This window comes from Alistipes sp. UBA1686 (genome assembly GCF_002320215.1).
Lineage (GTDB): Bacteria > Bacteroidota > Bacteroidia > Bacteroidales > Rikenellaceae > Alistipes > Alistipes onderdonkii.
The window spans coordinates 360-13,583 of the sequence record NZ_DCKA01000009.1 but is presented as its reverse complement, the minus strand read 5'-3'; the positions used below and the strand labels follow the sequence as shown (position 1 = coordinate 13,583).

Here is a 13,224-nt window from a genome sequence, read left to right as displayed (position 1 = left end):
TAAAACACAAAGGATTATGAAACGTCTGATTTTAATAGCGGCATTCGTTCTCTCGGCTGGCACACTGGCTGCCCAGAACTACATAATCGTAAACAGTGAAAAAGTCTTCAAGTCCATTGACGCTTACAATACGGCGCTCTCCACGCTGGACAAACTGGCAGAACAGTATCAGGATCTGGTTGACGCGAAGTTCGCAGAGGTGGAGACGCTCTACAACAATTACATGAACCAGAAAGCCTCGCTCACGGCCGCGACGCGCCAGGCCCGGGAAAACGACATCCTGGCCAAAGAAAAAGCGGCACAGGAGTATCAGGAAACCCTCTTCGGCAACGACGGCACACTGATGAAAAAGCGAATCGAAATGATCGAGCCGATCCAGAAACAGGTCTTTTCCGCGATCGAAGCCTATGCCAAACAGGTGGGTGCCGACGTGGTGCTCGATTCGGCCAACAACCCGACGCTGCTCTACTCGAACCCCAGTGTGGATCGTACGCAGCAGGTTATCGACGTCCTCAAAAAATAGAATCATCAAAACATTAACTGATAATTTATGAAAAAAACAATCAAACTAACCCTTGCGGTTGTATTCGTGATGGGCGCCACATCGCTCTTCGCACAGAAATTCGGGCGCATCAACACCCAGGAAGTTATCTCGGTGATGCCGGAAATGAAGGAGATGCAGACCAACATCGAAGCTTACAGTAAGGATCTTCAGGAGAGCATGGAGAACATTGTCGTCGAATATAACAACAAGTATCAGGAGTTCAACAAGAATTTCTCGACCATGTCGGACGCCGTGCGCCAGCTCAAAGAGAAGGAACTGAATGATCTCATCCAGCGCCGCAACGATTTCGAACAGGTCGCACAGCAGGATCTCCAGAAGCGTTACAACGAGTTGCTGGCCCCGATCATCGACAAGGCCAAGGCCGCTATCGACAAGGTTGCGACCGCAGGCAGCTACCTGGCAGTCTTCGACACTTCGACAGGGTCGCTGGCCTATTTCGACGAGGCCATGCTGACCGACCTCGCCCCGGCCGTGAAGAAGGAACTGGGGATCACGGACGCCCCGGCAGCTACGCCCGCCGCTCCCGCAGCACCTGCGGCAAAATAAGGTAAGACGAATAAACTCAAAATAAAAACTTAAAAAGTGCCGGCTCCCCGGCACTTTTTTCATGCCCATATCCGGCAAAACAACCGGAAAAATACGGAAAGGAGTCTATATTGTTCATTTCGTTCGATTATCGAACATAATGAACTTAAATTACTGTTTTTTTGCTATATTCAGCCCGACTGTAAGGGATAAATGAACAGAAAACACACAGAAACTATGATCAACTCATTCACGCTGTCGCAGCTCATCGAAATGTCCGGGGACAACCGCCAGGGCCTGATGAGGGAGTGCTTCACGGCCAGCAGCGACAACCGTATGGAAATTTTCCGGTTCCCGTGCCGCATCGACGCCTTCGTCATCGGCGTCGGCACGGAAGGCGAAACCAGCGTATCGCTCAACCTGCACGAATACCGGCTGAAGAAAAATTCGATCTTCATCTTCAGCCCGAAGAATATCCTCCAGGTCAAGTCGGAGGAGTATTTCAGGGCCGACGTAATCGTCGTATCACCCGATTTCCTGCGCCGCATCAACATCGACACAAAAAACCTGCTCCAGCTTTTCCTGCAATTCGCAGCCAACCCCTGCCTGACGCTCACGCACGAGGAAAGCCACTCGATACGCAGTTTCATCGCGCAGATCGAGCGTGAAACCCGGGGCAAAGAAACCCATTTCACGTACGATATCATCAACGGGCTGATTGCCGCGACGATCTACAAGGTCGGGGACGTCCTCTACAACTACCTCTCGGAGCATCCCGAAGTACAGAATCCCATACACAACCGGGCCGAAGAATATTTCAAGCAATTCACGCACTTGCTGGGCGAACACTACCGCACCGAACGCAGCGTGGGGTTCTATGCCCGACAACTCTGCATCACGCCCAAATACCTCACGACGCTCATAAAACGGATCAGCGGGCTGTCGGTTTCGGAGTGGATCGACAACTACGTGATCATCGAGGCCAAGACACTGCTCAAATATTCCACCATGAGCATTCAGGAGATCGCCTACTACCTCAATTTCCCGAACCAATCGTTCTTCGGCAGCTACTTCAAACGCAATACGGGCATGTCGCCTTCGCAGTACAAGGCACAGAACTGACGGCACGGCATTGCCGCAGACAACGAAGCCTCCCCGGCCATACGGCCGGGGAGGCTTTATGCGTCGGGCTCCGAGGGTAATCCTCCGCCGGCAAAAAAGGAAAGGGCGGGGATCAGAAGGGATACCCCACGCCGAAATTGAGCGCCGTATTTTTCCAGCGCAGGTTGTGTATCCACTTTTCGCCGGAGGGATTGTTCGGATTATGGAGCTGCACGCCCCAGTCGAGGCGGAGTACCGCAAACTTGATGTCCAGCCGCAGGCCGATCCCCGTATTGAAACCCAACTGCTTGTAAAACTTGTCGAAATGAAAGACCGCATCGTCGGAGTAGTCGGAGCTCTGGCGGATATACCAAATGTTTCCCAGGTCGAAGAAGGTCGCGCCATGCACCATGCCCCATACCGGGAAACGCAGTTCGAGGTTGGCCTCCAGCTTCACATCGCCCGTCTGTATCGGGAAGGAGCTGTGAGGGTCGGGCACCGAACCCTGCCCCAGCGTACGGGGCGCCCAGCCGCGCATGCCGTTGCTGCCGCCGCAATAGAACTGGCGGTCAAACGGAACGGAGGCCGAATTGCCGTAAGCCATCGCCACGCCGCCATAGATGCGGCCGACGAGTGCCGTGGCGCCGCCCAGCATGATCTTGCGGCTGATGCTCAGGTCGGTACGGAAATACTGTGAATATTCGATCCCGAAGATCTTGGCCGGGCTTCCGTCTTTGGGACGTGCGTAGAACAGGCGGTCTACGGCGTCGATCAGGTTGCCCGCCGTCTCGAAATTGAACCGAATATTGGTCGCATTGCCCCCAAGGTTCTTGCGCTGGTTGTTGTACGAATAGCCGAACGTCAGCCCGCCGATGAACTGCGTCCGGAAACTCTCGAGCAGGTACTTGTTCGGAGTGAGTTCCTGGTGCCCCGCAGAGTCGGTCTTGTTTATCATCAGGAACGATTCGTCGAGGTTGTTGACATCGACCACGTTGATGTCGATGGGCCGCAGCGAGAACGACGAGTAACGGTCGTTCGTCCACTGGTAGGTGATGCCCGCGCTGGAAAGCGTGCGCCGGTAATAGGGGCGATCCTGGAAATTGACCGACAACTCGACCTTGGTCTTGGGCTGGTTGACCGAACGGAACCGCCGCGTGCGCCAGGGCATCAGGAAACGCGGGAAAGTCAGCCCGGTCGTTATGCCGAACTCCGTAGCCTGCTTCTTCCTGGCATCGGGAGCCTTCATAAACTCATAGCCGGCCGTGAACGAAACGTCGAATGCTTCGGCACCCCGGAAAATATTGCGGTTCTGGTAGCCCACGGTGGCTTTCAGTCCGTAGAAGCTCGACGTGGTGCTTCCTTCCAGATCGACCTTGAAGCTCTGTTTCAGGGTCGGGGTACAGAGGATATTGCATTTCAGGTACCCTTCCCGCGTATAGCGGGTCTGCGTGGAATCGGCCGATGCTCCGATAAAGGAGACATAGTTGGTGACATCGGCACTCTGGGGCTGCTCCTCGAATTCGATTTTGGCGCTCTTGAAATACCCGAGCGACATCAGGTCGGTATACGCGCGGTTCACCTGTGCCGAATTGTAGACATAGTTCGGGTAGAGCGGCACCGCCTGCCGCAGGATCGCGGGTCGCAGGTTGGGGCGTTTCTCGTAGACGATATTCAGGCCGCGGTAATAGAGCGTGTCGAGCCGCTGCAGGAAGGTCGAATCGGTTCGGGCTACCGTAGGGTCGTAATTGGGGAAGACGTTGATCTGGTCGATACGGTAGACCATGTTGTTGTCCATGACCGGAAGGCCGCGCTCGTCATATCCCGTAAGGTTCTGCTTGACAACCAGTTCGAGCCCGACCTTATGGCCGCCGCCCAGCGTATCGGCCACATACTCGATGTTGTTGACCGTAAAGTTGTAATACCCCCGCTCCTTGAGGTAGGCCGCAATACGCTCGCGCTCGCGGTCGAGTACCGTGATGTCGAAGATGCCGCCCTTGCGGAGCAGCGTATTGGCGGTATCGGGAAGGATGATCTGTTCGAGGAACTTGTCCCGGAACTCATAGGAAACGGAGTCGATCCGGTAAGGCTCGCCCTGCCGGGTTCGGTAGGTGACCCTGGCGCGTTTGCGCCGCGAAGTGGTATCCACCTTGAAGGTCACCTGCGACGCGCGAAATCCCTTCGAATCCATAAAGATCTTCAGGTTCTGGGCACTCCGCTCCGTCAGGCCCATGTCCAGCAATACGGGCTCCTGCCCGATCCGGCGCTTCCAGTTGTTCCACCAGTTCTGCTTGCCGGGATTGGCCTGCTCGTAGAGCCAGACATAGAAATTGGTACCCAGAAAACGTTTGTTAGGGGTCTGGCGCACGTATTTCTCGAAATCAGCCGCAGTGATACGCTCCTTGCGGGGCGTCGACTTGTCGGCGTCGATCTTCACCTTCTGCAACAGGTACTGACCTTCGGGGATTTTGCGTGTGACGCTGCATGCGGAGCAGATCAGGCCCAGCATGACGGCAACGAATATACGACAGGCCCCCCGCACCCCAGCGTCAGTTGTTAAAGAACCCTTTTTCCTTCAGGAGCGCGAAATAGGAGTTCGAAATCGCGAGGTTGTCCTTGCGGACGTAGCGGCGCTGCGTGAAGACCTGCGCCAGGTTGGGTAGGTCGTTCTCCTCGAGGAGGCGTTTGGTGAGCTCCGACTCTTCACGCTCGGCCCACAACTCGTCGATTTCGGCAGCCGTATAGTCGGTATATTTCTCATAGTGCACCACGCCTTCGAGCGGCAGGCGATCGGTCAGCCCGGGCGACTCGTCGGGATACCCCACGACGACGGTCGTCAGCGGAATGACGCCCTTGGGCAGTTCCAGAATGTCGGCGATCTCGCCGGCAGTATAGATCGTCGTTCCGAGATAGCAAATGCCCAGCCCCTTCAGTTCGGCCTCGACGCACAGGTTCTGGGCGGCGAGCAGGGCATCGGTCGCGGCATTGAGGAACCACGCGAAATTGTCATAGGCCGGGTCGGCATCGCGCTGCCGGCACCACATCGAGAAGCGGTGCACATCGGCGCAGACCGTCACCACGCACGGAGCCTGCGTCACCATCGGCTGGTTGAAGTGGCACGGGGCGAGCCTCCCGCGCAAAGCGGCATCGCGGGTCACAACCAGCGAGTAGAGCTGCATGTTGCCGCATGTCGAAGCACGCGATGCCGCTTCGAGAATCTCGTGCAGCACGTCCTCGGGAATTGGGGTGGAACGGAACTTACGTATCGAACGATGCTTGAAAAGCACACTTTTCATGGGAATTGTATTTATAGGTTTTCTGAAAAAACAATACGGGCGCCTGCCGGTAGCGGCGAATACGCATATTTTCCACAAAAGTAGTAAAACTTTTAGAAGTTTTATTATTTTTGCGATGATATAACCACTATCGGAAGTGCTGGTAAAATTCGTCAAATACGAGGGGGCGGGCAACGATTTCATCCTGATCGACGACCGCGAGGGAGCATTCCGGCCGGATGCCGGACATATCGCCGCCCTGTGCGACCGTCATTTCGGCATCGGCGCCGACGGGCTGATGACCCTGCGCCGCAGCGCCGGGCTGGACTGCTCGATGCGTTACTACAACGCCGACGGGTCGGCAGGGGAGATGTGCGGCAACGGCGCCCGCTGCTTCGCGCTCTTCGCCGAACATCTGGGCATCGGCGGGGAAACCAAATATTTCGACGCGACGGACGGCGTGCATACGGCACACATCCGGCGTGCGCAGGGCCCCGCGGGCGAAATCGAGCTGGGCATGATAAATGTATCGGAAATCCGCAGCGGCGACGGCTGGTGGTTCCTCAATACGGGGGTTCCCCACTACGTGGAAATGGTGCATGATGTCGACGGCATCGACGTAAACGGACGCGGCAGGGGTATCCGTTACGATACGGGGCGGTTCCCGCAGGGTACGAACGTCAATTTCGTCGAGGTCACGGGCAACGGAGCGATCCGTATGCGCACCTATGAACGGGGCGTCGAGCACGAGACGCTGGCCTGCGGCACGGGTGCCACGGCTGCGGCGATCATAACCAACTATGCTTTGCAGCACGGAACGACAAAATACCGGATACAGGTTCCCGGCGGAGAGCTGATCGTGGGCTTCACGCACGAGGCCGGGACACAGAATTATACGAATATCAGGCTCACGGGCCCTGCCCGCAGGGTTTTCAGCGGGGTATTCGAAACCGACAATTTCTAAAACCAATCCTCTCCCACCCATGAAAACACCCAAGGGAATCCGCGAACACGACGCAGACGAACTTCGAAAGGCAAAACGCCTCGATCCGATACGCAAGAGCGGCAAAGAGCGGCACTCGCTCTACCGTTCGATCGACGAAGAGGACGACGAGAACCTCCTCGGCACGACGCGGCGCGAATCCGTACTCGACTACCTCGACGAAGGGGATGACGAGGAGGAATAATTCCCGGGACATGACCGAAAAATTCATAATGGCGGGGACTACGGCCCTGCATATCTGCGATTCACAGGCCGGTGAAAAGTGCGTCGTGCTGCTGCACGGCTATCTCGAATCGTCACTGGTATGGGAGGATTTCGTCCCCTACCTCTATAAAGAGGTACGCGTAGTGACGCTGGATCTGCCGGGGCACGGCATTTCGGTCGTCACAGGCGAAGTGCATACGATGGATTTCCTGGCCGACACGGTAGCCGACGCCCTCACGGCCCTTGGTATCGGGCGCTGTACGCTCGTTGGACACTCCATGGGCGGCTACGTGGCACTGGCATTCTGCGAGCGCCATCCGGAGATGCTCGACGGGCTCGTCCTGCTCAGTTCCACGCCCAATCGCGACACTCCCGAAAAAGCTGAAAACCGCCGCAGGGAGATCGCCCTCGTAAAGGCAGGCAAGAAGGAGATGCTCGCCCGGGTAGCTCCGGCAGCAGGCTTTGCCGAAGAGAACCGCGCGCGGATGCAGGATCATATCGAAGACCTGACCGAACAGGTTTTCCTTACCGAGGACGAAGGGATTGTCGCCCTGCTGGGCGGCATGATCGCCCGCAAAGACCAGAACGCGATGTTGCGCTCGTCGAAGGTGCCGCAGCTCTTTATCCTCGGCAGGAAAGACGGTTACATCCCGCCCGAAGCGGCCGAGAAAATGGTCGCGGAGCATCCGCAGGCGAAGGTCGTATGGCTGGAAAACTCGGGACACATGGGATTCCTCGAAGAACCCGAGGCGACGGCCCGGGCGATCCTGGATTTCGTGCCAAAATAACACCCCCACCCCAACACACAATCCCAAACAATAATGACAAGAAAACACTTTCGCCGGCTTATCAGCGGCATTTATCTGATTTCAACGGGGATAGGCATTTCAATCTCCCTCATAGCCCTATACTCCAAGTTGGGCAGCGACTACTCGACTCCTCTGACATGGCTCGCCGTCTTCGAATTCTGGACTCTCCTGCTTCCCGCACTGGTGACCTGCATAATCGTGGGGCTGGTGCGACTGACCAATAAAATAGAACCTCTTTCGGAAGAGGAGCGACAGCAGAGTTTCGTGGAGCGATTGTCGAAAACCCAGCTCTTCATACCACTGTCGCTGTTGCTGGCCGTACCGTCCGCCTTCTTAGCTTCCACAATACCCGACATCTGGATTCGGGGATTCTTCCGGGTATTCTCCATTTTCATTGCGGTACATCTTTTTATTACCTGGCTGCTGGTACTTCTCCTGCGCAGAACCACCCGTATCCGAAAAACCGGCTGGAAAATAGTGCTGATCCTGCTTTTCATTCTGTCGACCATCGCATACATTCTGGTCTCGACCATCGCATGCGACCTCGCCTCGACCGACGCATTCTATTGGTCGGAATCGCATCGCCGCTCGACATCGGACAACCGGGAATATACGGAATCGGACGCGCAGCGAGAAACCCCGGACTGCCCCGACGAAGAGGTAGTCGTGAGTGAAGAAACCGCAGAACGTCTTGCCGACGACGCTATGTATATCTACAACCAATACGATTGGGCAGCACTGGGTGAAGACTACGTTTATTCTTTTGTAATGGAGTGCAGCGAAATATTGGAATATAATCCGAATGCGATTTATACGCCTTGTATCCTAACGAGTCCCGAGGAGATAGGCGAAGAAAAATACAGGGAATTCGCGGCAAGGGACAGCATGCGCTTCGTCGTCAAACAGCGGTTAAGCCGCTTTTACCATCAGGTATTCCACTCGGACTATGAGGATTTCGATTCGGAGGATTTCGACACCATGCTCTGGTGGCTGAAAAAAGCGCTGCTGAAAAGAAAGGACGCTATCGATTATAATTTCTTTGCCAAAAGGGTCGACATGCTCGATCTGGCCTGGCGGGAGTTGAACGCACTGGGTGAAAAGAACGGCAGGGACGCTTTCACTGACATTTACAACTATGCAAACGAGGAAGACACGTATCTGCTTTGGCGAGAATACGGCGACTACATCACCAATCCCTATGTACGCTACACGGTCAACAGAAATTCCGACGATCAATATCTGTTGCTTTGGGCTTATACGTTCTGGGGGCGGCGTTCCAACGACGGAACCAGCGCCATGTGGCGCATACTCCTCGATCAAATACTCGACGTGTATCCGAACGAACTTTATCCTGCGGAAACGGTTCGCAGCCAGACCCGCAATATAGCCCGGGCCAAAGAGAGGGCTACCGAGTTTATCGACTGGTACAAAGCCAATTACTGGTCGTTCAAGGAGCTGAAAGCTGCAAAATACGATGACGAAGGCAAACTTGTAAAACTCGACCGGGATGAACTCGGCAAATACGTCCACGCACTGAAGCAAAGCAATTACCTTACGCCCGACCTGCTCAAGAGTCTGGAAACGACTTTCGACCAGATGGCCGATAGTGTTAAAACAGGCAAAATAGGCAGCGGACAGGGCGAGTGGCTCCGCAAGGATCCGCTGATCGACAACTACTCCGCCATCGCAGAAGAGATGAACCCGATAACCTGGAAAGTGGACTTTATCTGGGATACCAGACGGCAGGAGATGCAACTTACCTCATCGGACGGGAATCTGAATGCCACGGTCAAAGGTATAGACGACCAATGGATGATCGACTGCTTTTGCTTTTAACCATGCCCGCGAATATATCCGGCAAATAAATTTGCCGGAAACGGGAATTGCCTACATTTGTAAAATGGATATTTCCGGCACAGACTAAACCGATCCTCGACGAACCGCGCCTCATCGGTTCCGGCAGGATATAAAACTTTAGAACGATGAACGAAGAGATGAAATTCTGCCAGAGCTGCGGCATGCCGATGCAGGCGGCGGGCGATTTCGGCACTGAAACCGACGGAAGCCCGAGCGGGGAATACTGCGTCTATTGTTACAAGGGCGGCACCTTCACCGCGGCATGTACGATGGAGGAGATGATCCGCCACTGTGCACAGTTCCACGAACAGTTCCGCGACGAAAATGGCAAAAGCTATACTTTCGAGGAGTCCGTCACGCTGATGCGCGAATACTTTCCCACACTCAAGCGCTGGAAAAAAGACTGAGCTTCGCAGCACGGCAATAACATTCGGAACCGGGAAAACCGAATGGGCTTTACGTCCATAGCGGTTCCCGGATAATTTGCTATCTTTGCCTGGAAACTTAAAACTCCGTAAACGAAAATGAAGAAACTCCTGCTTTTATGTTCCGTCCTGTCCCTAAGCGTCCTGTGGCCCGGGGATGCGATTGCCCAGCTGAAAATCGGCGGCAAGAAACTCAACACGGCAAAACTGCTCGACGCCGGGAAGGATGTCGCCAAAGCGGTGACCCTGAGCGACAGCGACATCGCACAGTTGAGCCGCGAAGCCGTAGCATGGATGGACGCCAACAACCCCGTCGCCGATGAGACGACCGAATACGGGGCCCGCCTCAAACGCCTGACCGAGGGTATCACAGAGGTCGACGGGTTACCGCTCAACTTCAAGGTTTACAAGGTGGCCGACGTCAATGCCTTCGCTTACGGCGACGGTTCGATCCGCGTCTTCAGCGCCTTGATGGATCTGATGGACGACGACGAACTGATGGCGATCATCGGGCACGAAATCGGGCACGTAGTCCACGCCGACACAAAACATGCGATGAAAAACGCCTACCTGGCATCCGCGGCCCGCAATGCTGCCGGGGCTGCGGAAGGGAGCAGGCTGGCCAAGCTGAGCGGCTCGCAGCTGGGCGAATTGGTGACGGCCTTCACCGATGCGCAATTCTCGCAGAAACAGGAGTACGAAGCTGACGAATACGGATTTGAATTCTCCGTAAAACACGGTTTCAGCCCCTATGCGATGGGCAACTCGCTGAACAAACTGGTAGAACTTTCGAAGGGAGCCAAGGCATCGACCGTACAGAAGATGTTTTCATCGCACCCCGACAGCGAGAAACGCGCCGCCCGGATGAAAGAGAAGGCCGACGCACACGCGGCCGCGCAACAACAGTAGAAGTTACACCGAAATAATACCGGCTCGCCCGGGACAGGGTCACAACAGGGAGAGTCCGCACAGCTATTCGGCAGCCCATGCGGCCAATAATCTATCTGCCGCACAATTACGCAAAAGCCGGGGAAATCCCCGGCTTTTGCCGTTCATTCTTTCGGCGGAACCGCAGACCGGGCATCTTTGAAAAACATATCCGCCCCCTCCAGTAAACCCGGTGCTATTTCAACGGCTGGCAATGCGGGCAATAGTAAACCGCCCCGCCCAGATAGGCCTCCTTGACAAGTGCACCTCCGCATACTGGGCACGGATCCGCATATGTATTTTTCGAGAGGATGACCTTATACCCGCCGGAATTGCCGAAAAGATCCTTCTCCGTATCCCGGCCACCGACCGCTGTCATTTCGGCCAGCGTGGATTTCACAGCGCCGAACAGCGCGTCCAGTTCTCGCTCGCCCAACGTCGCCATCTTCCGTTTAGGGTGGATCCGTGCATTGAAAAGAATATCCTGCAGGACGCCGTTTCCCAAGCCGGGAATCCGCTGTTGCGTAGCAAGGAACGCTTTGGCGGAAAGATTAGGTTTAGCACCGGCCACCAGGCGGTCGAAATAAGCGGCATCGAACCCATCGCCGAGCGGGGAAGGTTTCGACAAGGCACCCAGGTAGTACGGATTATCCAGTGTATCCCGGAAAGCATTGATCCCGCCATACATGGCCACCGTGAAGACCAGGAAACTGTCATCGTCGAATGCTATTAGCAACTGGTATTTGGGCGGGATATCCGCTCCGGCCGGACAGTAACGCATGTGTACGCCGTCGGAAAGCGCGATATGCACCCTATCCTCCAACAGCAGGTCGACAAATGCCCCATAACCTGCGGCAGCCAGAACTTTTTTTCCGGCGAACAAACTCCTGTATGCGGCCGGATCCCCGGTATACCAGGTAAATTTATGAGGATACGTTGCGTTGAAAACATCGGTAACCGTCCGTCCGGACAGCATATCGCCGGCTTGCCGTGCATACGCGTGAGATTCGGGAATTTCGATCATTTTTTTAGTTTCAGGTGTTGCAGCAAAGATAATCAAATTTCCATGCGATGCCGGAGATCGGCTTCGATTTCGGCTATTCCGATTTTTTATATATATTTGTAGTGACGAATTTTAAATCGCACTGCCTATGAATTAACAACAGAAGATCTCTAATTCAGATTATTACGCCCTTGCATTCAAAAAAAGCAGGGCATACATATAAAAAGCGTTAGCTTTATACCTTGCTTTTCGAAACTTAGGAACTTTCTGAAGTAGTACGAGGAATGAAGTTTGACGCTCACGTTTCCAACGTGGGCTTCATTCTATATTTGTACTACATGGTTTCCTAAGACCTCGAAAAGCAAATATATGAGTTTTGTCCCACGTTTTTTTATGATACAATCCCACTATCCCCACTTACATACGCCGAGGGACCGGCTGACTGATATTATGAATAGCTATCTACTGCTAATCTGCATCAGTTTCGTCCCTGCAACAGTCAGTATTTGCGCCACACTGCCGCTCTGGTTCTCGAAACACATGCAGAACAGGATCATCCGCCTATCCGGACTGACTGTACTTTCTTTGATAATGGCAGGCGGATTATTTTTTGCATTTGCCTGCCAGAATCCTTGGTTCGGATTGTCATGCATCGCCGTGAGCAGCATTAATATCCTCCTGTTCAGGCAATATGAACTGTTATTATCGACACTGCGCTGCTCCAAGTGCCATAATATTTCATTGCATCTCCTCTCCGTCCAAAACAACACTTACGAGTTGACATGCAGCCACTGCGGATTTCATAAAAAATGGAAGAAATAAAAAACAGAGCGCCCTAAAGGCCGTCCGTTTTCGACATGCAACTCCGGCCGTAAAAATCTAAACATAAAAAAAGGTCAGATCTAATGATCTGACCTTGAAGAGGCGGCTACCTACTCTCCCACGGGAAAACCGCAGTACCATCGGCGTTAGTGAGCTTAACTTCTCTGTTCGGAATGGGAAGAGGTGGAACCTCACTGCTATAACCACCTAAAAGAACGTTTTCGATAAACCGGGACAAAGCAAACCTGTTTGTTTTGTCGTGTGGAGAAAACGAAGGACGAAGTCCGACATGCTCCATGCTATCGAAGTAGTGCGAGCAGCCTTTTAGTCGCTGCAATCCGTCGCACCCGGTATAAGTTGACATACTTCGGAGATGAGATAAAGAATCTTGTAAAAAAGCCTTTCGGGTAATTAGTACTGCTCGGCTTTGACATTACTGTCTTTACACCTGCAGCCTATCAACGTAGTCGTCTCCTACGCCCCTCAAGGGAAGACTTATCTTGGGGATGGCTTCGCGCTTAGATGCTTTCAGCGCTTATCCAGACCGAACGCGGCTACTCGGCAGTACACTTGGCAGCATAACCGATACACCGGAGGTTCGTCCAACTCGGTCCTCTCGTACTAAAGTCAGGACCCCTCAATCTTCCTACGCCCGCAACAGATAGAGACCGAACTGTCTCACGACGTTCTGAACCCAGCTCGCGTGCCACT

At 54.2% G+C, this 13,224-nt stretch carries 12 protein-coding genes and 2 rRNA genes (1 of these 14 cut by a window edge); 9 read left to right on the top strand and 5 right to left on the bottom strand.

Annotated elements, in window-relative coordinates:
* The first annotated feature begins 16 nt into the window (after positions 1–16).
* The 3 genes from B3C38_RS02345 to B3C38_RS02335 all read left to right on the top strand — a co-directional run bounded on the left by B3C38_RS02345 (position 17) and on the right by B3C38_RS02335 (position 2,212).
* On the top strand, positions 17–523 hold the full coding sequence (locus B3C38_RS02345) for an OmpH family outer membrane protein (RefSeq protein WP_195998677.1): 507 nt from the start codon (positions 17–19) through the stop codon (positions 521–523).
* A gap of 27 nt (positions 524–550) precedes the next feature.
* A complete protein-coding gene (locus tag B3C38_RS02340; RefSeq protein ID WP_055204884.1) occupies positions 551–1,111 on the top strand; it encodes an OmpH family outer membrane protein in 561 nt (186 codons plus the stop codon).
* 216 nt (positions 1,112–1,327) lie between these two features.
* The gene (locus B3C38_RS02335) at positions 1,328–2,212 is read left to right on the top strand and encodes a helix-turn-helix domain-containing protein (protein ID WP_229107549.1); all 885 of its coding nucleotides are present in this window, start codon (positions 1,328–1,330) and stop codon (positions 2,210–2,212) included.
* 112 nt (positions 2,213–2,324) lie between these two features.
* On the opposite strand, the gene B3C38_RS02330 is transcribed toward B3C38_RS02335, so the two are convergent.
* Both B3C38_RS02330 and B3C38_RS02325 read right to left on the bottom strand, forming a co-directional pair.
* A complete protein-coding gene (locus B3C38_RS02330; protein WP_286724949.1) occupies positions 2,325–4,697 on the bottom strand; it encodes a BamA/TamA family outer membrane protein in 2,373 nt (790 codons plus the stop codon).
* 40 nt (positions 4,698–4,737) lie between these two features.
* Entirely contained in the window at positions 4,738–5,484 is a 747-nt protein-coding gene (locus B3C38_RS02325) for a nitroreductase family protein (protein ID WP_022332420.1), read from the bottom strand.
* Positions 5,485–5,620: 136 nt separating this feature from the next.
* Here B3C38_RS02325 and dapF point away from each other — a divergent pair, with 136 nt between their 5' ends.
* The 6 genes from dapF (at position 5,621) to B3C38_RS02295 (ending at position 10,670) form a co-directional block, all read left to right on the top strand.
* Positions 5,621–6,427 carry a diaminopimelate epimerase gene (gene dapF, locus B3C38_RS02320; RefSeq protein ID WP_022332419.1) on the top strand — a complete coding sequence of 269 codons (807 nt, stop codon included), beginning with the start codon at positions 5,621–5,623 and terminating at the stop codon, positions 6,425–6,427.
* Between the two features lie 19 nt (positions 6,428–6,446).
* The gene (locus tag B3C38_RS02315) at positions 6,447–6,650 is read left to right on the top strand and encodes a hypothetical protein (protein WP_022332418.1); all 204 of its coding nucleotides are present in this window, start codon (positions 6,447–6,449) and stop codon (positions 6,648–6,650) included.
* Between the two features lie 10 nt (positions 6,651–6,660).
* The gene (locus B3C38_RS02310) at positions 6,661–7,458 is read left to right on the top strand and encodes an alpha/beta fold hydrolase (RefSeq protein ID WP_022332417.1); all 798 of its coding nucleotides are present in this window, start codon (positions 6,661–6,663) and stop codon (positions 7,456–7,458) included.
* A gap of 129 nt (positions 7,459–7,587) precedes the next feature.
* Positions 7,588–9,315: a hypothetical protein gene (locus tag B3C38_RS02305; RefSeq protein ID WP_286724940.1), complete on the top strand. Its 1,728-nt coding sequence runs from the start codon at positions 7,588–7,590 to the stop codon at positions 9,313–9,315.
* Positions 9,316–9,461: 146 nt separating this feature from the next.
* Entirely contained in the window at positions 9,462–9,743 is a 282-nt protein-coding gene (locus B3C38_RS02300; RefSeq protein ID WP_022332415.1) for a zinc ribbon domain-containing protein, read from the top strand.
* Positions 9,744–9,860: 117 nt separating this feature from the next.
* Complete coding sequence (locus B3C38_RS02295) at positions 9,861–10,670, top strand: M48 family metallopeptidase (RefSeq protein ID WP_286724906.1); 810 nt, start codon at positions 9,861–9,863, stop codon at positions 10,668–10,670.
* A gap of 214 nt (positions 10,671–10,884) precedes the next feature.
* Here the strand turns inward: B3C38_RS02295 and B3C38_RS02290 are convergent, their stop codons facing one another.
* The 3 genes from B3C38_RS02290 to B3C38_RS02280 form a co-directional block, all read right to left on the bottom strand.
* Positions 10,885–11,712: a zinc finger domain-containing protein gene (locus tag B3C38_RS02290; protein ID WP_286724904.1), complete on the bottom strand. Its 828-nt coding sequence runs from the start codon at positions 11,710–11,712 to the stop codon at positions 10,885–10,887.
* Positions 11,713–12,610: 898 nt separating this feature from the next.
* A 5S ribosomal RNA gene (rrf, locus tag B3C38_RS02285) occupies positions 12,611–12,724 on the bottom strand.
* 179 nt (positions 12,725–12,903) lie between these two features.
* Positions 12,904–13,224, bottom strand: a 23S ribosomal RNA gene (locus tag B3C38_RS02280); its annotated part runs 359 nt beyond the window's last position; the annotation flags it as partial.

Bases quoted from the DNA above. Each gene is read 5' to 3' on its own strand.
- B3C38_RS02330 (WP_286724949.1), bottom strand. From the start codon at position 4,697: ATGCTGGGCCTGATCTGCTCCGCATGCAGCGTCACACGCAAAATCCCC.
- B3C38_RS02295 (WP_286724906.1), top strand. From the start codon at position 9,861: ATGAAGAAACTCCTGCTTTTATGTTCCGTCCTGTCCCTAAGCGTCCTG.
- B3C38_RS02335 (WP_229107549.1), top strand. From the start codon at position 1,328: ATGATCAACTCATTCACGCTGTCGCAGCTCATCGAAATGTCCGGGGAC.
- B3C38_RS02315 (WP_022332418.1), top strand. From the start codon at position 6,447: ATGAAAACACCCAAGGGAATCCGCGAACACGACGCAGACGAACTTCGA.
- B3C38_RS02340 (WP_055204884.1), top strand. From the start codon at position 551: ATGAAAAAAACAATCAAACTAACCCTTGCGGTTGTATTCGTGATGGGC.
- B3C38_RS02300 (WP_022332415.1), top strand. From the start codon at position 9,462: ATGAACGAAGAGATGAAATTCTGCCAGAGCTGCGGCATGCCGATGCAG.
- B3C38_RS02345 (WP_195998677.1), top strand. From the start codon at position 17: ATGAAACGTCTGATTTTAATAGCGGCATTCGTTCTCTCGGCTGGCACA.
- B3C38_RS02325 (WP_022332420.1), bottom strand. From the start codon at position 5,484: ATGAAAAGTGTGCTTTTCAAGCATCGTTCGATACGTAAGTTCCGTTCC.
- B3C38_RS02290 (WP_286724904.1), bottom strand. From the start codon at position 11,712: ATGATCGAAATTCCCGAATCTCACGCGTATGCACGGCAAGCCGGCGAT.
- B3C38_RS02310 (WP_022332417.1), top strand. From the start codon at position 6,661: ATGACCGAAAAATTCATAATGGCGGGGACTACGGCCCTGCATATCTGC.